This is a genomic window from Mycobacterium sp. D16Q13, assembly GCF_002013375.1.
Lineage (GTDB): Bacteria > Actinomycetota > Actinomycetes > Mycobacteriales > Mycobacteriaceae > Mycobacterium.
Genome location: NZ_MAEW01000015.1, coordinates 85,484 through 109,469 on the forward strand (window position 1 = coordinate 85,484; position 23,986 = coordinate 109,469).

21 protein-coding genes are annotated in these 23,986 nt (G+C 63.8%); all 21 read right to left on the minus strand.

Going from position 1 to position 23,986, the window contains the following annotated elements; translation table 11 throughout:
• Positions 1 to 13: 13 nt before the first annotated feature.
• Positions 14 to 679 carry an ABC transporter permease gene (locus B4400_RS17155; protein WP_078311742.1) on the minus strand — a complete coding sequence of 222 codons (666 nt, stop codon included), beginning with the start codon at positions 677 to 679 and terminating at the stop codon, positions 14 to 16.
• 51 nt (positions 680 to 730) lie between these two features.
• Entirely contained in the window at positions 731 to 1,972 is a 1,242-nt protein-coding gene (locus tag B4400_RS17160) for a fatty acid desaturase family protein (RefSeq protein ID WP_078311743.1), read from the minus strand.
• Positions 1,973 to 2,156: 184 nt separating this feature from the next.
• Positions 2,157 to 3,752: an NADH-quinone oxidoreductase subunit NuoN gene (gene nuoN / locus B4400_RS17165; protein ID WP_078311744.1), complete on the minus strand. Its 1,596-nt coding sequence runs from the start codon at positions 3,750 to 3,752 to the stop codon at positions 2,157 to 2,159.
• Positions 3,749 to 5,347 carry an NADH-quinone oxidoreductase subunit M gene (locus B4400_RS17170; protein WP_078311844.1) on the minus strand — a complete coding sequence of 533 codons (1,599 nt, stop codon included), beginning with the start codon at positions 5,345 to 5,347 and terminating at the stop codon, positions 3,749 to 3,751. Before B4400_RS17170 ends, nuoN begins: the two co-directional genes overlap by 4 nt.
• A gap of 5 nt (positions 5,348 to 5,352) precedes the next feature.
• Positions 5,353 to 7,218 carry an NADH-quinone oxidoreductase subunit L gene (gene nuoL, locus B4400_RS17175; RefSeq protein WP_139361450.1) on the minus strand — a complete coding sequence of 622 codons (1,866 nt, stop codon included), beginning with the start codon at positions 7,216 to 7,218 and terminating at the stop codon, positions 5,353 to 5,355.
• A gap of 24 nt (positions 7,219 to 7,242) precedes the next feature.
• On the minus strand, positions 7,243 to 7,542 hold the full coding sequence (gene nuoK, locus B4400_RS17180; protein ID WP_078311746.1) for an NADH-quinone oxidoreductase subunit NuoK: 300 nt from the start codon (positions 7,540 to 7,542) through the stop codon (positions 7,243 to 7,245).
• Positions 7,539 to 8,267 carry an NADH-quinone oxidoreductase subunit J gene (locus tag B4400_RS17185; RefSeq protein WP_078311845.1) on the minus strand — a complete coding sequence of 243 codons (729 nt, stop codon included), beginning with the start codon at positions 8,265 to 8,267 and terminating at the stop codon, positions 7,539 to 7,541. Before B4400_RS17185 ends, nuoK begins: the two co-directional genes overlap by 4 nt.
• A 29-nt stretch (positions 8,268 to 8,296) precedes the next feature.
• On the minus strand, positions 8,297 to 8,833 hold the full coding sequence (gene nuoI / locus B4400_RS17190; RefSeq protein WP_078311747.1) for an NADH-quinone oxidoreductase subunit NuoI: 537 nt from the start codon (positions 8,831 to 8,833) through the stop codon (positions 8,297 to 8,299).
• Positions 8,826 to 10,094: an NADH-quinone oxidoreductase subunit NuoH gene (gene nuoH, locus B4400_RS17195; RefSeq protein WP_078311748.1), complete on the minus strand. Its 1,269-nt coding sequence runs from the start codon at positions 10,092 to 10,094 to the stop codon at positions 8,826 to 8,828. Before nuoH ends, nuoI begins: the two co-directional genes overlap by 8 nt.
• Complete coding sequence (locus B4400_RS17200; protein ID WP_078311749.1) at positions 10,091 to 12,475, minus strand: NADH-quinone oxidoreductase subunit G; 2,385 nt, start codon at positions 12,473 to 12,475, stop codon at positions 10,091 to 10,093. Before B4400_RS17200 ends, nuoH begins: the two co-directional genes overlap by 4 nt.
• Positions 12,472 to 13,767 carry an NADH-quinone oxidoreductase subunit NuoF gene (gene nuoF / locus B4400_RS17205; protein ID WP_078311750.1) on the minus strand — a complete coding sequence of 432 codons (1,296 nt, stop codon included), beginning with the start codon at positions 13,765 to 13,767 and terminating at the stop codon, positions 12,472 to 12,474. Before nuoF ends, B4400_RS17200 begins: the two co-directional genes overlap by 4 nt.
• A gap of 22 nt (positions 13,768 to 13,789) precedes the next feature.
• Entirely contained in the window at positions 13,790 to 14,518 is a 729-nt protein-coding gene (gene nuoE, locus B4400_RS17210; RefSeq protein WP_078311751.1) for an NADH-quinone oxidoreductase subunit NuoE, read from the minus strand.
• Positions 14,515 to 15,813 carry an NADH dehydrogenase (quinone) subunit D gene (gene nuoD, locus B4400_RS17215; RefSeq protein WP_078311752.1) on the minus strand — a complete coding sequence of 433 codons (1,299 nt, stop codon included), beginning with the start codon at positions 15,811 to 15,813 and terminating at the stop codon, positions 14,515 to 14,517. The genes nuoE and nuoD overlap by 4 nt, the downstream gene beginning before the upstream one ends.
• Positions 15,813 to 16,499: an NADH-quinone oxidoreductase subunit C gene (locus B4400_RS17220; protein ID WP_078311753.1), complete on the minus strand. Its 687-nt coding sequence runs from the start codon at positions 16,497 to 16,499 to the stop codon at positions 15,813 to 15,815. The genes nuoD and B4400_RS17220 overlap by 1 nt, the downstream gene beginning before the upstream one ends.
• A complete protein-coding gene (locus B4400_RS17225; protein WP_078311754.1) occupies positions 16,496 to 17,050 on the minus strand; it encodes a NuoB/complex I 20 kDa subunit family protein in 555 nt (184 codons plus the stop codon). Before B4400_RS17225 ends, B4400_RS17220 begins: the two co-directional genes overlap by 4 nt.
• A gap of 72 nt (positions 17,051 to 17,122) precedes the next feature.
• Positions 17,123 to 17,509: an NADH-quinone oxidoreductase subunit A gene (locus B4400_RS17230; protein WP_078301967.1), complete on the minus strand. Its 387-nt coding sequence runs from the start codon at positions 17,507 to 17,509 to the stop codon at positions 17,123 to 17,125.
• 207 nt (positions 17,510 to 17,716) lie between these two features.
• A complete protein-coding gene (locus B4400_RS17235) occupies positions 17,717 to 18,112 on the minus strand; it encodes a response regulator (protein ID WP_078311755.1) in 396 nt (131 codons plus the stop codon).
• A gap of 60 nt (positions 18,113 to 18,172) precedes the next feature.
• Positions 18,173 to 19,042: an ATP phosphoribosyltransferase gene (gene hisG, locus B4400_RS17240; RefSeq protein ID WP_078311756.1), complete on the minus strand. Its 870-nt coding sequence runs from the start codon at positions 19,040 to 19,042 to the stop codon at positions 18,173 to 18,175.
• 1 nt (position 19,043) lies between these two features.
• Entirely contained in the window at positions 19,044 to 19,325 is a 282-nt protein-coding gene (locus tag B4400_RS17245) for a phosphoribosyl-ATP diphosphatase (protein WP_170915039.1), read from the minus strand.
• A 16-nt stretch (positions 19,326 to 19,341) separates the two neighbouring features.
• Complete coding sequence (locus tag B4400_RS17250) at positions 19,342 to 20,025, minus strand: HAD family hydrolase (RefSeq protein ID WP_078311758.1); 684 nt, start codon at positions 20,023 to 20,025, stop codon at positions 19,342 to 19,344.
• A gap of 46 nt (positions 20,026 to 20,071) precedes the next feature.
• Positions 20,072 to 23,830 (minus strand): methionine synthase, encoded by a 3,759-nt coding sequence (metH, locus tag B4400_RS17255; protein ID WP_078311759.1) that lies wholly within the window; start codon positions 23,828 to 23,830, stop codon positions 20,072 to 20,074.
• Positions 23,831 to 23,986 lie beyond the last annotated feature (156 nt).

Below are 23,986 nucleotides of genomic sequence, written 5' to 3' on the forward strand. Positions count from 1 at the left end.
CGCGTCGCTTTGGTCAGGACCGGTCAACGGGCGCGGAGACACCTTTGTAGCAAGCGATGAGGCCTCCCATGAACCCGAGAGCCGCCGCCTCGATAGCCACAATCAGCACATTGGTCGGACTCATCAGCTGCGCCAAGTTCCCGATGAACAGACTCAGCGGAGTGTGCTGACCGAAAGCCGAGAAGAAGTAGACGCCAGCTGCCCCAACAGCTATCAACGCCAGCGGCACCGCGGCGACCGCGGTAGCGAGGACGCGGGGAACGATGAACCCGTGCGTGACGTCCACGCCTCTGCCCCGCATGGCGTCGATCTCCTGCTGAATCCGGGGCGAATCGGCCTCGGCGAAGACAACGGTGGCACCCGTGGCCGCCGCGACCAACACCGCGTGCGTCGGGAATCCCGTCGGGCCGAACACCAGGGCCTCCAGGACGAGCACGATCACTACGGCCAGCGGTATCGCCACCATGCACATCGGCAGCACCGACACTCTGGCTATCGACCACACCTGCCGGAAGAACTCGCCCACGGCGGGTGGGCGACGGAGCATGGCACCCAACGTGTCCAGTGCCATCCCCAGAAAGCCGGTAAAAGTTCGCCTGGGCTTCTCGATAGGACTCGAGATAAGGCCATTCCCCCGGTCTGCGTCGGTCACCGTCGGGGCCTCTAGATACGTGGTCACATATCAGTGCATATCGCGTTCCGCCCGCCTTCGCGGCGGAATCACAAAAATCTAGACGGGCACCTTGCTGCGGCGGCGCTCACGGACCATGGCGATGGCAGTCTTGAGCCCGCGCCGCGGAACCGAATCTGACTCGGTGGCAAGAGGTTCCAGGACCACGAACATGCGCTCACTACGAGTCTCCGGCGCATTGTCCGCGGTAGCACGCAGGAACCGGTCCGGTAGCGACAGCTTGGCGATGGTCCGCCAGGTCTTCGCGTACTGGAGCAGCATCGATCCGGTCGTATACGGCAGGTCGTAGCGCTCGCAGATGTCCCGCACGCGCACCGAGATCTCGTGCAGCCGGTTGCTCGGCAAGTCCGGGTACAGGTGGTGCTCGATCTGATGACACAGGTTGCCACTCATCAGCCGCATCGTCGGCCCCGCATCGAAGTTCGCGCTGCCCAGCAGCTGACGCAAGTACCACTGGCCACGCGTCTCGTTCTCCATATCGGTCACGGAGAACTTCTCGGCGCCGTCCGGAAAATGCCCGCAGAAGATGACGGCGTTGGACCAGAAGTTGCGAATCAGGTTGGCCGTCGCCGTGGCGGTCAATGTGGATCGGTAGGTCGCCCCCGGCGACAGCGCGGTGATTGACGGGAATGCGACGTAATCCTTGAAGACCTGCGAACCCGCGGACGTGATCAGCTCACGCACCCGCTGCTTGGTCGCCTCGCGGGTTTCCTTTGTCCAGATCTTGCGGAACTCCAGGTGCTGCAGGGCAATTCCCCACTCGAATCCCGCCGCGAGGATGAAATTGAGCGGCAGGTTCAGGAGGTTGCGCACCTTCCACGGCTCGTCGCGCGTGACACGGAGGATCCCGTAGCCCACGTCGTCGTCCAGGTCGAGGATGTTGGTGTACTTGTGATGCTCGACGTTGTGCGTGAAGCGCCAGTGCTTGGAGGCGCCGGCCATGTCCCACTCCCACGTCGAAGAGTGAATCTCGGGATCGTTCATCCAATCCCATTGACCGTGCATGACGTTGTGGCCGATCTCCATGTTCTCGATGATCTTGGCAACGGCCAGCGTCACGGTGCCGGCCCACCATGCGGAGCGCTTCTTGCTCGCCGCCAAAAGGGCGCGGCCAGTCAATTCGAGCGCGCGTTGCGCGCCGATGGTGCGCCGGATATAACGGGCGTCACGCGTACCGCGCGACTCCTCGATCTCACGCCGGAGCCCATCGAGCTCGACGGCCAGGTTCTCGACGTCCTCGCTGGTGAGATGCGCGAATGCCGAGATGTCCGTGATCGCCATTGGTGTCCTTCCGCAGCTGCGATACCGCCACCCTACGGTACCGTAGGTTACTCGCCGGTAAATGGACACGCCACAGGTGGTGACAACCAGGCCACGCTATGCCTCGACACGCCGCATTCTGCACAGATCCGGGGCGTGTCGCCGCCACGTGCGGCGAGTCACGGCCGGTGATCGGTGACTGGACTCACGTGGCGAAGTTGACGAGATTCCCAACCAGTTCGAGCAGCGGCTGGGGCACCACGCCGAGGAGAACCGTGACGAGCGCACTCACTCCAATCGATATCGCGACGGCGGGGCCCGGGATCCGGAGCACCCCCGAGTCCGGCACCGGATCGGGGAAGAACATCAGCACGATCACCCGCACGTAGAAGTATGCGGCGATAGCGCTGCACATCACGCCCACCACCACCAGCGGCATGGCCCCGCCGGACGCTGCGGCCTCAAAGACCGCGAACTTGCTGACGAATCCACTCGTCAACGGGATACCCGCGAAGGCCAGCAGAAACAGTGCGAAGACAATACCGAGCACCGGCGACCGGCGACCGATTCCGGCCCATCGACTCAGATCGGTGATCTCTTCGTCCTCATCCGGGCCGTCCTCTCCGTTGTCCGAGCGCACGAGTCCCGCAATGGCGAAAGCCCCCACGGTGCTGAAACCGTATGCCGCCAAATAGAACAACGTCGACGACACACCACGCTCATTGGCGGCCGCGACCCCGGTCAAGAGAAATCCGGTATGCGCGACCGCCGAATAGGCCAACATGCGCTTGACGTCGGTCTGCGTCACCGCACCGATAGATCCGATCAGCATGGTGGCGATCGCCACCGCCCACAGCACCGGACGCCAGTCGGCCGTGATCCCCGGCAGCGCCACATACAGAACTCGTAGCAACGCCCCGAACGCCGCGATCTTGGTGGTGGCTGCCATGAATGCGGTGACCGGGGTCGGTGCACCTTGATACACATCGGGGACCCAGAAGTGGAAGGGCACCGCTCCTACCTTGAACAGCAGACCCACCGACAGCATGGCGACTCCGAGCAGCAAGAAGGGCCGCTCCCCCGCATCTGCCTGGACAGCCCGTGCGACCGCACCGAGTTCAACGGTTCCGGCGTATCCGTATACGAAGGCCGAGCCGAACAGGAAGAACGCAGAGGAAAAAGCCCCGAGCAGAAAGTACTTGAGCGCCGACTCCTGGGACAGCAGACGCCGACGTCGGGCCAGCGCACACATCACGTATAGCGGAAGCGAGAACACCTCCAGGGCAACAAACATCGTCAGCAGATCGTTGCAGGCAGGAAAGAGCATCATGCCGGCGATCGCAAATAATGTCAGCGGAAAGATCTCCGTTTGGGTGATACCGGTGCGGTTCAGCACTCGCTCCGGTTCACCGCCCGGAACGCTGGATGCCTGCGCGGCGAAGGCGTCCAGGCCCCCGGCGCCCACCGTACTGGGAAGCGCGGCAACTGTTCTGCGTTGTGCTATCACCGCCAGTGCCAGACCGGATGCCACCAGGATGAGCCCCTGCAAGTAGAGCGTGGGGCCGTCTATCGCCACCGCGCCGTTCATGACGACGTGACGCGAACCGCTCAGTGCCACCACTGCCACAAAGGCGCCGAGGATTCCGGCGGTGGCCAGCGCCAGTTGCGTGGCGAACCGGTACCGCCGCACAACGAATGCCTCCACCAGTACCGACACCACCGCGACCCCGAACATGATCAGCATGGGAGAAAGCGCGCCATAGGCGATCGGCGGTGCGGGAAGGATTCCGATATCGGTCATCGTCGCTCACCTTCGCCGTGACGGAGGGCGACATCGGCCACAACCGGCGGTGGGTCTTTCTCGTTGACGGTGCGCAGGGTCTGTTCGACCGCGGGATTCACGATGTTTAACAGTGGCTTGGGGTAGATGCCCAGCACGAGCAGCAACGCGACCAACGGCACCACCACGGCGAGCTCACGGCGCTTCAGATCGCCGATGGTCTCGTTCCCGGGTGCCAGCGGGCCGGTCATCATCCGCTGGTACATCCACAACACGTAGATAGCGGCCAGCACCAACGCGACGACCGCACACGCCGCGGCCAGCGGGTACCGCGTGAATGTCCCCACCAGCACCAGGAACTCACTGATGAACGGCGCCAACCCGGGCAGCGACAGCGTGGCCAGACCGGCCACCAAGAAGGACCCGGCGAGAACCGGTGCCACCTTTTGCACTCCACCGTATGCCGCGATGAGACGAGAGCCTTTACGGGACACCAGGAACCCTGCCACCAACATCAACGCCGCGGTGGAGATGCCGTGGTTGACCATATACAACGTCGAACCCGATTGCCCCTGACTGGTCATCGCGAAGATGCCCAGGATGATGAAGCCGAAATGCGATATCGAGGTGTAGGCGATCAGTCGCATCACGTCGGTCTGACCGATCGCCAGGATGGCACCGTAGACGATGCCGACGACTGCCAGCGTGATGATCACCGGCGTGAAATATCTACTGGCATCGGGGAACAACTGGATGCAATACCGCAGCATCGCGAACGTTCCCACCTTGTCGACGATCGCCATCATGAGCACCGCACTGGCCGGGGTCGCGTGCACGGCGGCATCCGGCAGCCAGGTATGGAGCGGCCAGAGCGGGGCCTTCACCGCGAACGCGAACATGAAGCCGAGAAATAGTGCCTTGGCGACGCCGGGGTCGATTCCGAGTGCGCCGGTGGCGACCATTTCGGTGATATCGCGTAGATCGAAAGTTCCACCCGGGCTTCCGGGCTGGCCCTGCGCCGTGACCACGTAGAGCCCGATGACGGCCGCCAGCATGATGAGGCCGCCGAACAGGTTGTACATCAAGAATTTCACCGCCGCGCGTGACCGCTGCTTGGTGTCGGAGTGCGTGCTCCCGAATCCTCCGATCAGGAAGTACATCGGGATGAGCATCGCCTCGAAGAAGATATAGAACAGCAACACGTCCAGCGCGGAGAAGGACAGCAGCACCATCGATTCCACGACCAGGATTAGCGCGATATAGCGTTGCGCCACAGGACGATTACCGTACCCCGGGGCATCTGCTCCGTCATTCCAGGCGGCCAGCAACAGGATCGGCAGAAGGCCAGCTGTCAGCAGCACCAGCGCGAGCGCGATTCCATCGAGTCCCACCGCGTACTTCATCCCGAATGCCGGTATCCAGGACACCGATTCGACGAACTGATACTGCGGACCCGAGGGATCAAAGGCAATCGCGAGCGCAATCGCGACGATCAGGACCAGCAATGAGGCACCCAGCGCCACGTATTTGGCCAGGGTCCGCTGATGAATCGGCATGATCAGCACGGCACCGGCGCCCACCAGGGGAATAAGCCACAGAGCTGTTACGGCACCCATCGCACTCACCACCTCACTGCCATCAACGCCGCGACCACCAGAGCCGCACCGGCGCACATGGATAACGCATAGGAGCGAACGTGGCCAGTCTGCATATGCCGCACCCAACCCGAGACGGCGCCCAGTGCGGAGGCCACACCATTGACAAGGCCGTCGACCCAGCGGTCGTCGGCGAGCACCAACCCACGGGTGAGACGTTGTCCGGGACGCATGAACACTGCCTCGTTGACGGCATCCCCATAAAGGTCCCGGCGCGCGGCAACGGTGAGCGCCGAACCTTGCGGAGCCGTTTCAGGCACGTCGGCGCGATACATCCGGTAGGCGACACCCACTCCGCAGAGCACCACCGTGACGGTGATAGCGCTGATCACCCACGCGGGAACGGGTAGCTCGCCATGATGCGCACCGACAATCGGTTCCAGCCAGTTCTGCAGGGCCCCACCGAAGCTGAGCAGGAATCCCGCGGCCACGGAACCGATGGCGAGCACCATCATCGGCCAGGTCATCACCGACGGCGACTCATGTGGATGCGCGTCCTGTCGCCATCGGCGGGCACCGAAGAAGGTGAGGAGCATGACCCGAGTCATATAGAAGGCCGTGATCCCGGCCCCCAGCAGCGCCACCGACCCGAGGAGGAATCCGCCGGCACCGCCGTGCCCGAAGGCGACCTCGATGATCTTGTCCTTCGAATAGAACCCCGCGAACGGCGGAACCCCGATGATGGCGAGGTATCCGAGCCCGAAGGTGATGAAGGTGATCGGCATGACGGAGCGCAACCCACCGTAACGGCGCATATCGGTTTCTTCGTTCATACCGTGCATGACCGAACCGGCACCGAGGAACAGCCCCGCCTTGAAGAACCCGTGCGTGAGCAGATGCATGATCGCCACCGCATACCCGGCGGGCCCCAGCGCCGCCGCCAACACCATGTAGCCGATCTGTGACATCGTGCTGGCGGCAAGGGCCTTCTTGATGTCGTCCTTGGCACAGCCGATGATCGCTCCGAAGAGCAGGGTGATGGCACCGACGCTCACCACCGCGACCTGCGCGTAGGGGGCGCGTTCGAAGATCGGGCCGGACCGGGTGATCAGATAGACACCGGCGGTCACCATGGTGGCCGCATGGATGAGGGCCGACACCGGGGTGGGGCCCTCCATCGCATCCCCAAGCCAGGACTGCAGCGGCACCTGGGCCGATTTTCCGCACGCCGCCAGCAATAGCGCCAATCCGATTGCGGTATCGCGACTCTCGCCGGCCGCACCCGCCGAGCCGAGCACCTGGGCGAAGCCGACAGAGCCGAACGTCGCGAACATCAGCATCATGGCCAGGGCCAACCCCATGTCGCCGACGCGGTTGACGATGAAGGCCTTCTTGGCCGCGGCGGCGGCCGAAGGTTTCTGGTACCAGAAACCGATCAACAGGTAGGACGCCAGGCCAACTCCCTCCCAGCCCACATACAACCCCAGGAAGTTGTCGGCGAGCACCAGCAGCAGCATCGCCGCCAGAAAGAGATTCAGGTAGCCGAAAAACCGTCGCCGGTCGGGGTCATCCGCCATGTACCCGATCGAGTAGATGTGGATAAGCGAACCCACCCCGGTGATCAGCAGTGCGAAACACACGGACAGCTGATCGAGTGTCAATCCGAAATCGACGCGCAGTGCCCCGACCGGAACCCAGGCGAAGAGCGTTTCGTGCACCATACGTTCGGAGGCTGTGCGGCCGAGCATGCCGATAAATGACACGACGGCTACGAGAAAGGAGGCCAACGCCGTCGCGCAACCCAAGAGATGACCCCAGCCATCACCCCGGCGGCCGACAAGCAGAAGGACGGCCGCACCAGCCAGGGGCAGCACCGGCATGAGCCATGTCACGGGCACTCCTTCCTAGAACTATCCCTAGAATCTCAATAGATCGGCGTCGTCGACCGAAGCCGACCTACGGGTGCGGAATATGGTCATGATGATCCCCAGTCCCACAACCACTTCCGTGGCCGCGACCACCATGGTGAAGAATGCGATGACCTGGCCGTCGAGGTTTCCATGCATCCGGGCGAAGGTGACGAATGCCAGGTTGGCCGCGTTGAGCATCAGCTCGACACTCATGAAGACCACGATCGCGTTGCGGCGCAACATCACGCCGGCAGCCCCGATGGTGAAGATGAGCGCAGCCAGATAGAGGTAATTGTCGGGATTCACCGCACCTCCATGTCTCGCGGAGTGAGCACACCGCTGACCGACAGCTCCGAGAATGACCCGTCAGGAAGCAGCGCGGGCACGTCGACAGCGTTATGCCGCGCGTACACACCCGGATTGGGCAATGGCGTGGCACGGTCGCCATGCTGGAAACGGCGAATGGCCATCTCGCGCTGTCCACCCGTCTGCCCGAGCTTCTCGCGGTGCGCCAGCACCATCGCGCCGATCGTCGCGGTGATCAACAGTGCGCCGGTGAGTTCAAACGCCCACAGGTAGTCGATGAAGATGCGCTCGGCCAGACCTTCCACATTGCCGCGGCTGTTGGCTTGGTCGAGCCCGACGAATGCTGTGGTCGAAGCATTTCCGATGCCCGCAACGGCCAGCATCCCGAACCCAAGCCCGGCGGCGATGGCACCCACCCGCTGCCCCGGCAGGGTCTCCACCAGCGAGTCGGAGGAATCTACACCCACAAACATGAGGACGAACAGAAATAGCATCATGACCGCGCCGGTGTACACCACCACCTGGGCGACCCCGAGAAACAGCGCGCCCTGGGCCACGAAGAACACCGCAAGGATCACCATGGTCATAGCCAGGAAGATCGCCGAATACACCGCCTTGGGTGCGGCGATCACACCGAGCGCGCCGAGCACGGCGACGGTGCCAAGCACCCAGAACGTCACCCCCTCCCACGTTGGCGTGCGCGAGAGCCCCTCGGCCGCAAGCACCGTCACATGGCCGGCTACGGTATCGAAGCTCACCTGACCTCCTCCCCGGGCTGAGGCAGGTTGCCCAGGTAGTAATCCGTGTCGGTGGTGCCGGGATACATCGCGTGCGGCGGCGGCGCCATTCCGGGCTGCAGCGGTGCCAGCAGTTTGTCCTTGCCGTAGATGAGGTCGGACCGGTTGTCATCGGCCATCTCGTAGTCGTTGGTCATGGTCAGAGCGCGGGTCGGGCACGCCTCGATACACAGCCCGCAACCGATGCACCGCAGATAGTTGATCTGGTAGACCCGGCCGTATCGCTCGCCTGGCGAGAAGCGTTCTTCCTCGGAATTGTCGGCGCCCTCGACGAATATGGCATCGGCCGGACATGCCCAGGCACACAGCTCGCAGCCGATGCATTTCTCGAGCCCGTCGGTGTACCGGTTGAGCTGGTGCCTTCCGTGATATCGGGCGGCGGTGGGCTCCTTCTTCTCGGGGTACTGCTCGGTGAGGCGCTTTTTGAACATCGACGAGAAAGTCACCCAGAACCCCGCCATGGCGTCGACCGAATGTCGCAGAAGATTAGGCATGTGCGTCCTCCTTGGTGGTCGAACCCGGGCCCGCACCGGCGTGCTGACCGGGCAGTGGCGGCACCGGGAATCCGCCGGCCATCGGATCGAAACTGCTGGATAACAAGATTTTTGGCGATTCGGGGCGCCGCGACAGGGCGCCCACCAGGGCGATGCTGCCCACTGAGACCACGACGCCGATGACCCCGAGGATGATCGACGGATTTCCGTATCCATAGAGCGCCATGGCCTGTACCACTCCGACGACGACAATCCATACCAGCGCCACCGGGATCAAGACCTCCCAGCCCAGCCGCATGAACTGGTCGTAGCGCAGCCGCGGCAATGTGGCGCGCAGCCACATGAACAGGAACATGAAGCCCCAGACCTTGGCCACGAACCACAGCACCGGCCACCATGAGGTGTTCGCACCGTCAATCAGGCTCAACGGCCAGGGCGCATGCCAGCCACCCAGGAACATGGTCGCGGCCAACCCGGAAACCGTTGCCATGTTGATGTATTCGGCGAGCATGAACATCGCGAAGCGCAGTGAGGAGTATTCGGTATGGAAGCCGCCGACCAGCTCACCCTCCGCTTCGGGCAGGTCGAACGGAGCCCGGTTGGTCTCGCCGACCATGGCGGTCACGTACACGAGGAACGACGGCAGCAGCAGAAAGACATACCACCGGCCGGCCTGCGCCGCGACGATCCCCGAAGTCGACATCGTTCCGGCCAGCAGGAATACGGCGGCGAAGGTCAGACCCATCGCGATCTCGTAGGAAATCACCTGCGCGGAGGACCGCAATCCACCCAGCAGCGGGTAGGTAGATCCGGAGGCCCAGCCACCCAACACAATCCCGTACACGCCCACGGAAGTGACCGCTAGCACGAAAAGAATCGCCACCGGGAGATCGGTGAGCTGAAGCGGTGTGCGATGCCCGAAGAACGAGACCACGGGACCGAACGGAATGACCGCGTACGCGACGATCGCCGGCACTACAGAGATGATGGGCGCCAGGAGGTAGATCGGCTTGTCGACCCCGGCGGGGGTCAGGCCCTCCTTGAGGGCCAGTTTCACGCCGTCGGCCAGGCTCTGCAGCAGTCCGAACGGGCCCACCCTGTTGGGACCGATGCGACGCTGCATCCAGGCAAGCACCTTGCGCTCGACAAGAATCGCCACGAGCACGGTGAGCACCAGGAAGGCGAACACCGCAACACATTTCAGGAGTACGAGCCATAGCGGATCAATTCCGAACTGTGACAAGTCCGTCTTTCCTGTCACGCCGCCACCTCGATTCGGACCAGTTGCCCGAGCGCCGGGCCGAGCTGCTGATGAACCTCCGAACTGGCCGAGCGCAGGGGCACCCACACCACCCTGTCGGGCATCTCGGTGATCCGCAGGGGCAGGGTAATGGCACCGCGGATCGACTCCGACATGCTGCGTACGGTCACCAATTCGCCTTCGGAAGCGCCGATCTCGATGGCGGTCGCCTCCGATAGCCGCACCTCGGCGGTATGGGCGGTCCCGGCAAGAAACTGCTCACCGTCCTGCAGCCGACCGGCGTCCAGCAGCAGCCGCCATGACGCCAGTACCGCCTCGCCCGCCTCGGGCCGCGGCCTGGCGGTCGCCCTGATCGGCCCCGGGGTCTCCCGCGCCCCTTCCCACGGACCTATGTCCGCGAGCTCGGCGAGTGCCTCGGTTGCGTGGTTCAGGCCGATCGGACGATCCATCCGCTGCGACAGCGCGGCAAGCACTCTGAGATCGTCGAGGGCGTCACTGGTGTCCAGCGTGGTCTGGAAGGATCTCAGCCGGCCCTCCCAATTCACGAAGCTGCCGGATTTCTCCGCGACCGCCGCCACCGGAAGTACCACGTCGGCGAGCTCGGTGACGGAGCCGTGGCGCATCTCCAGGCTCACCACGAATCCTGTCTTGAGCGCACCGACAGCGGCTGCGGGATACGGAAGATCCGCCAGCTCGATTCCACCGACAAGGAACGCGTCGAGTCCACTCCCCGGATCCAACATGCCGGCGGCGTCGAGTCCGGGCATGTCGGGCAGTGCGATCACTCCCCACTTGTCGGCAACATAGCGTCGCGCTGCGCTGTCCGATACCGGGTGGCCACCCGGCAGGAGCCTGGGCAGTGCGCCAGCTTCCAGGGCTCCACGCTCCCCTGCCCTGCGGGGAACCCACACCAGTGTCGCGCCCGTCTTCGCGGCGAGCTGGGCCGTGGCCGACAGCGCTCCGGGTATCCACGCCAGCCGTTCCCCCGCCATGATCACGGCTCCGGGCTGGCGCAAGAGTTCCGAATCAGCCAGGCCCGCGATGGTTTCCGGTTCACTACCGGGAACGGTGGCGATCACCCGGGCCGAGAGCTTGGTGGATCCGCGGCTGACAAAGGGCGCGATAGTGAGCACCCGCAGTCCCCGCTTGCGGACTCCCTTGCGCAACCGCAGGAAGACGATGGGAGATTCCTCTTCCGGTTCGAACCCCGCCAGCAGAACCACCGGCGCGGATTCCACAGCCGCATACGTCTGCGTCATCCCGTGCCCGGCGACGCCGGAGCCGAGGAACGCGGCCTCCTCGGCGCTATGCGCGCGGGCCCGGAAGTCGATGTTATTGGTGCCCATCACCGTGCGGGCGAACTTGACATATGCGTAGGCGTCTTCGACGGTGAGCCGTCCACCGGTGAGGACCCCGGCGTTGGTGCCCGCATCCGCTAAACCCTTTGCGGCGGTTTCCAATGCCTGCGGCCACGACACAGCCACCAGATTTCCGGACTCGTCGCGGATCATCGGATGGGTGATGCGGTCGCCCGCGGTGGCGTACGTGAACGCCCAGCGCCCCTTGTCGCAGTTCCATTCCTCGTTGACTTCGGGATCGTCACCGGCCAGGCGCCGCAGGACCTTTCCCCGCCGGTGGTCCGTGCGCTGCGCGCATCCGCTGGCACAGTGCTCACACACACTAGGGGTGGATACCAGATCGAACGGTCGGGCCCGGAATCGGTACGCGGCGCCCGTGAGAGCACCCACTGGGCAGATCTGCACGGTGTTGCCGGAGAAGTAAGACTCGAAGGGTTCGTCGCTGGCGATGCCAACCTGTTGTTGCGCACCGCGTTCGAGAAGCTCGATGAAGGGGTCACCGGCCACCTGTTGGGAGAACCGGGTGCACCGCGCACACAGGACACAGCGCTCTCTGTCGAGTAGCACTTCGGTGGATAGCGGAATCGGCTTGGGAAACGTGCGCTTGGCTTCGGCGAACCGGGTCTCGGCGCGACCTGTCGACATGGCCTGGTTCTGCAGTGGGCACTCGCCGCCCTTATCGCAGACTGGACAGTCGAGTGGGTGATTGATCAGCAGCAGTTCCATCACACCGCTCTGCGCCTTCTGCGCTGCTGCGGACGTGACCTGCGTATGCACCACCATCTCGTCGGTGACGGTGGTGGTACAGGCGGCCAACGGTTTACGCTGCCCCTCCACTTCGACCAGACACTGGCGGCAGGCACCCACCGGATCGAGCAGCGGGTGATCGCAGAACCGGGGAATCTGGACGCCAATCAACTCAGCGGCACGAATGACCAATGTGCCCTTGGGCACCGAGATACTGGTTCCGTCGATGTTGACGGTAACCAGCTCAATCTCGGTCCCCCTTTCTACGGCAGTCATCGGTTCCCCTCCCCGAAGACGGTGCTGGCCCCCGAATCGAAGGGACATCCGTTCTGTAGGTGTGCCTCGTACTCTCCGCGGAAGTACTTGAGCGAGGACATGATCGGACTCGCGGCGCCGTCACCGAGAGCGCAGAATGACTTACCCAGCACGATGTCCGAGATGTCGAGAAGTTTGTCCAGGTCTTCGGCGGCGCCCTCACCCGATTCCAGTCGCTGGAGGATGCGCACCAGCCAATAGGTACCCTCCCGGCAGGGTGTGCATTTACCGCAGGACTCGTGCGCGTAGAACTCGGTCCACCTCAGCACCGCACGCACCACGCACGTGGTGTCATCGAATATCTGTAATGCCTTGGTGCCCAGCATCGATCCGGCGGCGCTTACCCCCTCGTAATCGAGCGGGACATCCAGATGCTCGGCGGTGAACAACGGTGTCGATGAGCCACCGGGAGTCCAGAACTTGAGCCCGTGCCCGTCGCGCACTCCCCCTGCCAGCTCCAGCAGCTCGCGCAGTGTCACTCCGAGCGGAGCCTCATACTGTCCGGGAGTGCGCACATGCCCGGACAACGAGTACAGCGTGAATCCCGGCGATTTCTCCGATCCCATTGTCCGGAACCACTCGGGACCGCGCCTCAGGATGACCGGGACACTCGCGATGGACTCGACATTGTTGACGACCGTCGGACTGGCATACAGACCGGCAACCGCGGGAAACGGGGGCCGCAGCCGCGGCTGGCCGCGGCGTCCCTCCAACGAGTCCAAAAGCGCGGTCTCTTCTCCGCAGATGTAGGCGCCCGCACCGGCGTGCACTACCAGCTCCAGATCGAAACCACTATCAAGAATATTGCGGCCCAGGTATCCGGCCTCGTACGCCTGTGCCACCGCCGTCTGTAACCTCCGGATCACCGAGATCACCTCACCGCGCACGTAGATGAAGGCATGTGCGGCGCGGATCGCGTAGGCGGCGATCACGATTCCCTCGATGAGGGTGTGCGGTGTCGCCAGCATCAACGGAATGTCTTTGCAGGTGCCGGGTTCGGACTCATCGGCGTTCACCACCAGGTAGTGCGGCTTGCCGTCACCCTGCGGAATGAAAGACCATTTGGTGCCTGTAGGGAATCCGGCACCTCCCCGCCCACGCAGACCCGCGTCCTTGACCAAGGCGATGACCGCATCCGGCTCCATACCCAGTGCGGTGCGCAGACCCTGGTAGCCCTCATGGCGCAGATACCCACCGAGAGTCCAGGAGTCGGCCTCGTCCCAGTGCTCGGACAGGACCGGGGCCAGGATCATTGACGACACCGAGTCACTCCCTTCATCTCTCCCGTACGTCTTTGGCTAGTCGCAGACCCGCCAGTGTCGGGTCGCCCGGCTGTGCCGCGGCGACCGCGTCGGGCCGGTCGTCGGCGAAGCCCGCCAAGATCCGGGCGGTCTGTCTGAAGGTGCACGGCGGCGCACCGCGCCGCGGCTCGGGAATACGGTCTCCGCGGAGGCCTTCCACCAGATCGACTGCTCCATCCGGAGTTTGGTTGTCGAAGAACTCCCAATTGACCATCAACACCGGCGCGTAGTCGCACGCGGCGTTGCACTCGACATGTTCAAGTGTGACCTTGCCGTCCTCGGTGGTACCGCCGGGTGGCACACCGAGTTCATCGACCAACCGCGTCAGGATCGCGTCACCACCGAGCACCGCGCACAGCGTGTTGGTGCATACCCCGACGAGATAATCGCCGGTCGGTTCGCGCCGGTACATCGAGTAGAAGCTCGCCACGGCGGTGACCTCGGCGGATGTCAGTTCCACTTGTCCGGAACAGAATTCAATGCCCGCTCTGGTCACATACCCGTCTTCCGACTGCACCAAGTGCAGCAGCGGCAGCAACGCTGACCTCCGGCTCGGATACCGGTCGAGGATCTCCTTGGCGTCGATGGCAAGCCGTGACACCACCTCCGGCGGATAGGTTCTGCGTCCGGCGAAGCTGCCCTCGTCCTCCGGCGGGCGACTCCCGAGTTCAAGAAAAACGCTCTCGCGCTCCGTCTCCTTCACCTGTCCACCCCACCCATCACCGGATCGATACTGGCGACCGCAGCGATGAGATCGGCCACCATCCCGCCCTCACACATTGCCGAGACAGACTGCAGATTCGTGAACGATGGATCACGGAAATGCACACGGTAGGGCCGGGTTCCGCCATCGCTGACCATGTGCACCCCGAGCTCGCCGCGCGGCGACTCGACGGCGACGTACACCTGTCCGGCCGGCACCCTGATCCCCTCGGTCACCAGTTTGAAGTGGTGGATCAGCCCCTCCATGGAGGTGCCCATGATCTTGGCGATGTGCTTAGGCGAGTTGCCCAATCCATCTGGGCCCGACGCGAGATCTGCGGGCCACGCAATCTTCTTGTCGTCCACCATGATCGGACCTGGCCTCAACCTATCCAGACACTGTTGAGCGATCTTGATGGACTCGTGCATCTCCTTGATCCTGATCAGATACCGGCCATAGGAGTCGCAGTCGCTATCGGTGATGACTTCGAAGTCATAGTTCTCATACCCGCAGTACGGTTGTGCACGCCGCAGATCATGCGCCAACCCCGTCGCACGCAGCACCGGGCCGGTGATGCCCAACGCCATACACCCGGTCAGATCCAGGTATCCGACCCCCTGGGTCCGCGCCTTCCAGATGTAGTTCTCGTTCAACAGGTTTTCCATGTCGCGCAACCTGCCGGGCAGGATCTTCAGCAGATCCCGCACCTCGTGTTCGGCACCGTCGGGCAGATCCTGCGCCAACCCACCGGGCCTGACGTAGGCGTGGTTCATACGCAGGCCGGTGACGGCTTCGAACACCTTGAGGATCATTTCGCGCTCGCGAAATCCGAGGAACATCGCGGTCATCGCACCAAGCTCCATACCGCCGGTGGCGAGTGCGACCAGATGGGAGGAGATGCGATTGAGTTCCATCATCAACACCCGGATCACGGTGGCGCGCTCTGGGATTTCGTCGGTGATGTCAAGCAACCGCTCGACCCCCAGGCAATAGGCGGTCTCGTTGAAGAACGGGGACAGGTAGTCCATCCGGGTCACAAAGGTGACGCCCTGTGTCCACGTGCGATATTCCAGATTCTTTTCGATACCGGTGTGCAGGTAGCCAATTCCGCAGCGCACGTCGGTAACCGTCTCCCCCTCGATCTCCAGGATCAGGCGCAGCACGCCGTGGGTCGAGGGATGCTGGGGGCCCATGTTGACCACGATGCGCTCGTCGCTGGCTTGAGCGGCGGCAGTGACGATCTCGTCCCAGTCCTGCCCACCGGCCATGAGATGGATCTCGGGCTGTGCTGTCATTAGTTGTAGGACCTCCGCTGATCGGGCGGCGCGATGGTCGCCCCGTGGTACTCGACCGGCACGCCACCGAGCGGATAGTCCTTACGCTGCGGATGCCCCTCCCAGTCATCCGGCATTTCGATTCGCGTCAACGCCGGGTGATCGTCGAACACGATGCCGAAGAAGTCGTAGGTTTCCCGTTCATGCCAGTCGGTGGTCGGGTACACGGCATTCAGTGACGGAACATGCGGATTATCTTCCGGCACAGCCACTTCGAGCAGAATGCGACGGTTCCAGGTAATCGACATGAGCGGGTAGACGGCATGCAGTTCCCGCGAGGCATCCTCGGGGTAATGCACACCGCTGACACCGAGGCAGAGCTCGAAACGCAGTTCCGGGTCGTCCCGCAGAGACTGGGCGACCTGGACCAGATGCTCGGCCCGGACGTGGATCGTGAGCTGATCGCGGTAGACGATGACACCCTCGATGGCGTCCTCGTAGGTGACATGCTCCTGGTCCGCGAGCACCGATTCCAGCCGATCGACAACCTGATCGAAGTACCCTCCATAAGGACGGGCCGAGCTGACCGGCAAGGAGATTGGCTGAACCAGTCCGCCATAGCCCGACGTGTCGCCACTGCCGCGGACCCCGAAGAGCCCATGCCGTACCCCGATGACCTCGCCTGGGTTCTGTTCGTCGCCGGTCACCGCAGTAGGCCCTTCATCTCGATGGTCGGCGTGGCGGCGAGGGCCGCCGCTTCGGTCTCGCGGATGACTTCCTCGCGGTTGGCCCCGAGCGGCATGTGGGCGATCTTCTCGTGCAGCTTCAAGATCGCGTGCAATAGCATCTCCGGGCGCGGAGGACACCCAGGAAGGTATATATCCACGGGGACAACATGATCGACACCCTGGACGATGGCATAGTTGTTGAACATCCCGCCCGAAGAAGCACAGACCCCCATGGCGAGCACCCATTTCGGTTCAGCCATCTGGTCATAGATCTGCCGCAACACCGGGGCCATCTTCTGGCTGACCCTGCCCGCGACGATCATGAGGTCGGCCTGCCGGGGCGTCGCCGAGAACCGTTCCATGCCAAAGCGGGCGATGTCGAACCGCGGGCCCGCCGTCGACATCATCTCGATGGCGCAACAGGCCAGCCCAAAGGTGGCGGGCCACAACGAACCTTTGCGCACATACCCGGCCAGCGTCTCGACGGTGCTCAGCAGAAATCCGCTAGGCAGTTGTTCCTCAAGACCCATGGCTCTCCCGAAAGGTGTGCTTATTCGTGATGTTGCAAGGACTTCCGCGCCGCCCCACCGATCGCACAGGGGCTAATCCCAGCTCAGGCCACCGCGCCTCCATTCGTAGGCGTACGCCACCGACACGTTGACGATGAACAGGGCCATTGCGAGCAGTCCGAACACTCCGAGGGCCTCGAAGTGGACGGCCCACGGATACAAGAAGACGATCTCGATATCGAAGATGATGAACAACATCGCGGTGAGGTAGTACTTCACGGGCACCCGGTGTCCACCAGCGGCGGCACCGTGATGGTCACGGCCCATCGAGTGCTGGGTGGGCTCGATACCGCATTCATACGCCTCAAGCTTCGCGCGGTTGTATCGGCGCGGACCGACGAATGACGAAATCCCAATGGAGAAAACGGCAAAGGCCACCGCAATGGCGCCGAGTACCAAGATCGGTACATATGCATCCATGGCAGAACAGCCTCCCGAATCGATCGATCGGGTCCCTGTGCTGGATCGGCAACATTGCCGCGTCATTGCTGTGTGTGGTCGAGGGCTGCCGACCAGTACAGATGTGACCTAACAAACACACTATCGGTTGGCGCCTGATCCATGCCACCGTTTGACGGTGTTTTGCGCAATTAAGTACTTGAGCCGAAGCGCCTGCGACGGCTGATGTCAGCGGTGTGTCACGTTGGCAGAACCAAGCAGCTCGATCACCGTCGCGGTCAATCGCATCGGGTCGATCGGACGCGGTACCACGCCCTCCGCGCGGGACCAGCTCGCCAGCCAGCTGTCTTGCGGACGTCCGGTCAGCACCACGATCGGAGGCGGCGCGTCGACCTCGTCCTTCACCTGCTTGGCCACGCCCATCCCGCCGAACGGCGTCGCCTCACCGTCGAGGATCGCCAGGTCGATACCGCCCGCGGCCAGGCGTTCGATGACCATGGGCCCGGTGGCCACCTCGACAAACTCCAGTGGCGGCAGTGCGGAATCCGGCCGTGTGCCAATTCCCTGAATTACCTTGCGCCGGACCGTGATGTCATCGCTGTAGACGAGGACGTGCAGCGCCATACGGTCATGCTAGGCCGAGCTGCGGCTACTCGCGAAGGAATCCGGGGAAAGCCCGGGAATCTAGGCCCGGAAGAACCTGACTTCAGAGGCCAGGATGGCCTTCGCACCGATCGCGGCCAGCGCATCCATGGTGGTGTTGACGCCCTTGCGCGGGGCCAGGGCACGCACCGCCACCCACTTCTCGTCGGCCAGCGGGGCCAGCGTCGGAGATTCCAGGCCGGGCGTCACCTTGAGTGCCTCGTCCAGAACCGCGCGCGGGCAGTCATAGTCGAGCATCAAATACAGCTGGCCAAATACCACACCCTGGATGCGCGTCGTCAGCTGTGCGCGAGCCGTTTCCGTTGCCGGATCGGCGTTCTCCCGCTCGATCAGCACCGCCTCCGAATCGCACAGCGACTCACCGAAGGCCACCAGTCCGTGCTGGCGCAGGGTTCGTCCGGTACCGACGATATCGGCGATCACATCGGCCACGCCAAGCTGGATGGATATCTCGACAGCACCGTCCAGCCGAATGACATCGGCCTCGATTCCCTTGGTGGCCAGATCCTTTCGGACCAAATTCGGATAGGCGGTGGCGATCCGCTTCCCCGCGATGTCGTAAATCGTCCAGTCTCGTCCGGCGGGCGCGGCGTAGCGGAACGTCGATCCACCGAATCCCAGAGCGAGCCGCTCGGTCACCGGCGCATCGGAGTCCATCATCAGGTCGCGGCCGGTGATACCAAGATCCAGCTCGCCGGAGCCGACGTAGATCGCTATGTCCTTGGGCCTCAGGAAGAAGAACTCGACGTCGTTCTGCGGATCGAGCACCGTGAGGTCCTTGGCGTCTCCGCGCCGCCGGTAGCCGGCCTCGGAAAGAATCTCCGACGCGGCCTCGCTGAGCGCCCCCTTGTTGGGGACGGCGACACGCAACGCTCCATTCGCACTGGTCATGTCAGAGCTTCCGGTAGACGTCATCGAGCGTGAGACCGCGGGCAATCAGCAGCACCTGCGCCCAATAGAACAGCTGGCTGACTTCTTCGGCGAGCGATTCGTCGCTCTCATGCTCGGCGGCCAGCCATACCTCGCCCGCCTCTTCGAGCAGTTTCTTGCCCAGGGTGTGCACGCCCGCATCGAGGGCAGCGACGGTCCCACTTCCCTCGGGCCGGGTTCTGGCGCGGTCACTGAGCTCGGCGAACAGCTCCTCGAAGGTCTTCACGGGTGGCGATTCTGTCACGACCGGCCCCGGTGAGTCATATGGGTTTGCCGGCGGTCGCCGTCAGGACGTCAGCGTGGGCACGGCGCAAGTCCTCCGGAGACAGCCCCGACAACGTGGGGGCACGCCTGCGCCGATCAGTGCCGGGCACCTCGATATGGTTGGGCACCACCAGCACCACACAACCCGCCGCCTCGGCCGCGGCGGCGCCGGTCGCCGAGTCCTCGATGGCCACGCAATCGGACGGATCCACGCCCAGCAGCGCCGCAGCCCGCAAGTACGGGTCCGGAGCCGGTTTGGTACGTACCACCTCGTCACCGCAGACAGTTCCAGAAAACCACTGTGTACCAATGGTCTTGAGCGCCTGGTTGGTGAGCGATCTGATGGTGTTGGTGACCAGCGCCATGGGCACCTGCTCGGCGGCGAGCTGCGCCAGCATGTCCTGCGCACCATCACACCAGGTCAAATCGGTTTCAAAGAGCTCGCCGGTGTACTCGTGCAGCCAGTCATTCTCGCTGGCCATCAACTCGGGGTCCGGCTCCAGCCCGAACGCTGCGAACATCATCTGCATCGTGGCCTCGGCGGAGCCGCCGAGCAGCGCGGTACGCAGTTCGGGGGTCATCTCACCGCCCAGCCTGCGGCACGTTTCGGCCATCGAGATATCCCAGAGCTTCTCCGAGTCGATGAGCGTGCCGTCCATGTCCCACAGCACCGCGCGCATGCGGCCAATTCTGTCAGAGGTCACCCGCTGCCCATGACGCTGGTGCTCAGTCCTCAGGGTTATAGCCGAGGTTCGGGCCGAGCCAGCGCTCCGCTTCCTGTAGCGTCCAGCCCTTGCGCTTGGCGTAGTCGGCGACCTGATCCTGGGCCAAGCGGCCCACCACGAAGTACTGCGACTGGGGGTGCGAGAAATACCAGCCGCTGACGGCGGCGCCGGGCCACATCGCCATCGATTCGGTCAGCTCGATACCGGTCCGCTTCGTGACGTCCATCAGGTCGAACAGCGTCGTCTTCTCGGTGTGCTCCGGGCAGGCCGGGTAACCGGGCGCCGGACGGATTCCGCGGTACTTCTCGCCGATGAGCGCCTCGTTGTCCAGCTGCTCGTCGGGCTGGAAACCCCAGAACTCCTTGCGCACCCGCTGATGCATCCGCTCGGCGAAGGCCTCGGCCAGCCGGTCCGCGATCGACTCCAGCAGGATCGCGCTGTAGTCGTCCAGGTCAGCCTTGAACTCCGTGATCTTGTCCTGGCTGCCGAGCCCCGACGTGACTGCGAAGGCACCGACGTAGTCCCGGTGCCCAGTTTCTCGGGGGGCGATGTAGTCGCCCAGCGAGCGGTTCGGGATGCCGTCGCGATGCTCGCCCTGCTGGCGCAGGTTGTACAACGTGGTCAGCACCTCGGTGCGGGAGTCGTCGGTGTAGACCTCGATGTCTTCAAAACCTGGGCCGACCGCATTCGCGGGGAAGAAGCCGATCACCCCGTTGGCCGTCAGCCACTTCTCCTTGATCAGGGTGTCGAGCATCTGCTGGGCGTCGTCATACAGCTTGCGCGCGGCCTCACCGGTGGCCGGGTTGTTCAGGATGTCGGGGAACCGGCCCTTCATCTCCCAGGCGTTGAAGAACGGCTGCCAGTCGATGTACTCCCGCAACTCCGCGATGTCGTAGTCCAGAAACTCCCGCACGCCGAGGCCCTGGGCGGGCACGGGCGGCGTGTATCCGTCCCACTCGATCGGTGTCCGGTTGGCTCGGGCCTTCTCCAGCGTCAGCTTCGGCCGCTCGTTCTTCTGCGCATGCCGTTCGCGAAGCGATGCGTAGTCCTTCTCGGTGGCCTCCAGTAGCCCCGGCCGCTGCTTGTCGTCGAGGAGTGCGGCGGCGACCGGCACCGAGCGAGACGCGTCCTTGACCCACACGACCGGACCGCTGCGACGCGGCGCCACCTTCACCGCCGTGTGGGCGCGGGAGGTGGTCGCGCCGCCGATCAGCAGCGGAATCTGAAGCCCCCTGCGCTCCATCTCGACGGCGAAGTTGACCATCTCGTCCAGCGACGGAGTGATCAGGCCGGACAACCCGATGATGTCCGCGTCGTATTCCTCTGCTGCAGCGAGGATTTTCTCGGCGGGCACCATGACCCCGAGATCGATTACCTCGAAGTTGTTGCACTGCAACACAACCCCGACGATGTTCTTACCGATGTCGTGAACGTCACCCTTCACGGTCGCCATGATGATGGTGCCGTTGGTGTCCTTGGACGCGGCGACGCCGGACTCTTCCTTTTCCTTCTCGATGTACGGCAGCAGGTACGCGACGGCCTTCTTCATCACCCGCGCCGACTTCACGACCTGGGGCAAGAACATCTTGCCCGCGCCGAACAGGTCGCCGACGACGTTCATGCCGTCCATCAGCGGGCCCTCGATCACCTCGATGGGGCGCCCCCCGGCGTCGGCGATCTCGGCGCGCAATTCCTCGGTGTCGTCGTCGACATGGGCGTCGATTCCCTTGACCAGTGCGTGCGTAATCCGTTCGCGCACAGGCAGACTGCGCCACTCTTGAACAGCTCGATCGTCTCCTCCGCCCGAGTTCTCCGTGCTGTTGAACCGTTCGGCGATCTCCAGGAGTCGTTCGGCCGCATCCGCGCGCCGGTTCAGCACGACGTCCTCGATTCTTTCCCGCAGGTCGGGGTCGATCGAGTCATACGGCACCAACGCGCCGGCGTTGACGATGCCCATGTCCAGGCCGGCCTTGATGGCGTGGAACAGGAACACCGCGTGAATCGCCTCGCGGACGGGGTTATTGCCGCGGAACGAGAACGACACGTTCGAGATACCGCCGGAGATGTGTACCCCGGGCAGGTTCTCCTTGATCCAGGCGCAGGCCTCGATGAAGTCGATCCCGTACGTTGCGTGCTCTTCGATACCGGTCGCCAGCGCGAAGCAGTTGGGGTCGAAGATGATGTCCTCGGCCGGGAAGCCGACCTCTTCGGTCAAGATCCGGTAGGCGCGTCCGCAGATCTCCTTGCGCCGTTCCAGATTGTCAGCCTGACCCTTCTCATCGAAGGCCATCACCACAACGGCGGCACCGTACTTGCGGCACAGCTGCGCCTCGCGGATGAACTTCTCCTCGCCCTCCTTCATGGAGATCGAGTTGACGATCGGCTTGCCCTGCACGTTCTTCAGGCCCGCCTCGATGACCTCCCACTTGGAGGAGTCGATCATCACCGGGACGCGGCTGATGTCGGGTTCCGCCGCGATCAGCTTGGTGAACCGGTCCATCGCGGCGACGCCGTCGATCATGCCCTCGTCCATGTTGATGTCGATAATCTGCGCGCCGACCTCGACCTGCTGTAGCGCGACCGACAGCGCGGTGTCATAGTCCTCGGCCTTGATTAGGTTGCGGAACCGGGCCGAACCGGTGATGTTGGTGCGCTCACCGATGTTCACGAACAGCGAGTCGTCGGTGATGTTGAGGGGCTCCAGTCCGGACAGGCGAGTCGCCACCGGCACGTGCGCCATCCGCCTCGGTGCCACACCGTCGACAACCTTGGCGATCTCCGCGATATGTGCGGGCGCGGTCCCGCAGCACCCACCAACCAGGTTGACCAGTCCAGCCTCGGCGAACTCGGCAAGGTAGCCGGCCTGGTGCTCAGGGGACTCGTCGTACTCGCCGAAGGCGTTGGGCAAACCTGCGTTCGGATAGCAGGAGACGAAAGTGTCGGCAATGCGCGACATCTCGGCGATGTAGGGCCGCATCTCCGGGGCGCCCAGGGCGCAGTTAAGGCCCACCGCGATGGGCTTGGCGTGCCGAATCGCGTTCCAGAATGCCTCGGTGACCTGGCCGGACAACGTCCGCCCGGACGCGTCGGTGATAGTGCCCGAGATGATGATCGGCCAGCGCCTCCCACGCTGCTCAAACAGCGTCTCTACGGCGAAGACCGCCGCTTTGGCGTTCAGCGAGTCGAAGATGGTCTCCACGAGGATGATGTCGGAACCGCCGTCGACCAGGCCGTTGGCCGCTTCGAGGTAGGCGGCGACCAGCTGGTCGTAAGAGACGTTGCGGGCCGCGGGATCGTTGACGTCCGGCGAAATCGACGCGGTCCGGGTGGTCGGCCCCAGCGCCCCGGCGACATAACGGGGCTTCGCAGGGGTGCTGTACTCGTCGGCGGCCGCCCGCGCCAGCGCGGCACCGGCGTAGTTCAGCTCGTAGCTCAGCTCTTCCATGCCGTAGTCGGAGAGCGACACCGCGTTCGCGTTGAACGTATTGGTCTCGAGGATGTCCGCACCTGCTTCGAGGTACTCACGGTGGATGCCCTCGATGATGTGCGGCTGCGTCAGAGTGAGCAGATCGTTGTTGCCGACGAGGTCGCTCGGCCAGTCGGCGAACCGTACGCCGCGGTATCCGGCCTCGTCGGGCCTGTCGCGCTGGATCGCCGTGCCCATCGCGCCGTCGATCACCAGGATCCGCTGTTCGAGAGCAGCAGTCAGCGAGTCCGTGCAGTCGGGCCGGACATTCGGCTGCGGATTGGTCACGCGCATTCCTTCCAGAGCGGAAGGCGTCCTTAACTCTGCCGAGCGTGGCGGTCACGGGCTGTGATCCGGAACCGTTGCAACGCCTCTCGACCAGATGAAGTCTACGTCGTCACCCGACAGTCGTGCGAACGCCTCATGTGTCGTGCGGTTTCTCCAGGGGCG

Coding starts and splice junctions, on each gene's coding strand:
- B4400_RS17160 (WP_078311743.1), bottom strand. CDS start 1,972: ATGGCGATCACGGACATCTCGGCATTCGCGCATCTCACCAGCGAGGAC.
- nuoN (WP_078311744.1), bottom strand. CDS start 3,752: ATGACCGATATCGGAATCCTTCCCGCACCGCCGATCGCCTATGGCGCG.
- B4400_RS17170 (WP_078311844.1), bottom strand. CDS start 5,347: ATGGGTGCCGTAACAGCTCTGTGGCTTATTCCCCTGGTGGGCGCCGGT.
- nuoI (WP_078311747.1), bottom strand. CDS start 8,833: ATGCCTAATCTTCTGCGACATTCGGTCGACGCCATGGCGGGGTTCTGG.
- B4400_RS17200 (WP_078311749.1), bottom strand. CDS start 12,475: ATGACTGCCGTAGAAAGGGGGACCGAGATTGAGCTGGTTACCGTCAAC.
- nuoF (WP_078311750.1), bottom strand. CDS start 13,767: ATGATCCTGGCCCCGGTCCTGTCCGAGCACTGGGACGAGGCCGACTCC.
- nuoD (WP_078311752.1), bottom strand. CDS start 15,813: ATGACAGCACAGCCCGAGATCCATCTCATGGCCGGTGGGCAGGACTGG.
- B4400_RS17225 (WP_078311754.1), bottom strand. CDS start 17,050: ATGGGTCTTGAGGAACAACTGCCTAGCGGATTTCTGCTGAGCACCGTC.
- B4400_RS17230 (WP_078301967.1), bottom strand. CDS start 17,509: ATGGATGCATATGTACCGATCTTGGTACTCGGCGCCATTGCGGTGGCC.
- B4400_RS17235 (WP_078311755.1), bottom strand. CDS start 18,112: ATGGCGCTGCACGTCCTCGTCTACAGCGATGACATCACGGTCCGGCGC.
- hisG (WP_078311756.1), bottom strand. CDS start 19,042: ATGACCAGTGCGAATGGAGCGTTGCGTGTCGCCGTCCCCAACAAGGGG.
- B4400_RS17250 (WP_078311758.1), bottom strand. CDS start 20,025: ATGCGCGCGGTGCTGTGGGACATGGACGGCACGCTCATCGACTCGGAG.
- metH (WP_078311759.1), bottom strand. CDS start 23,830: ATGCGCGTGACCAATCCGCAGCCGAATGTCCGGCCCGACTGCACGGAC.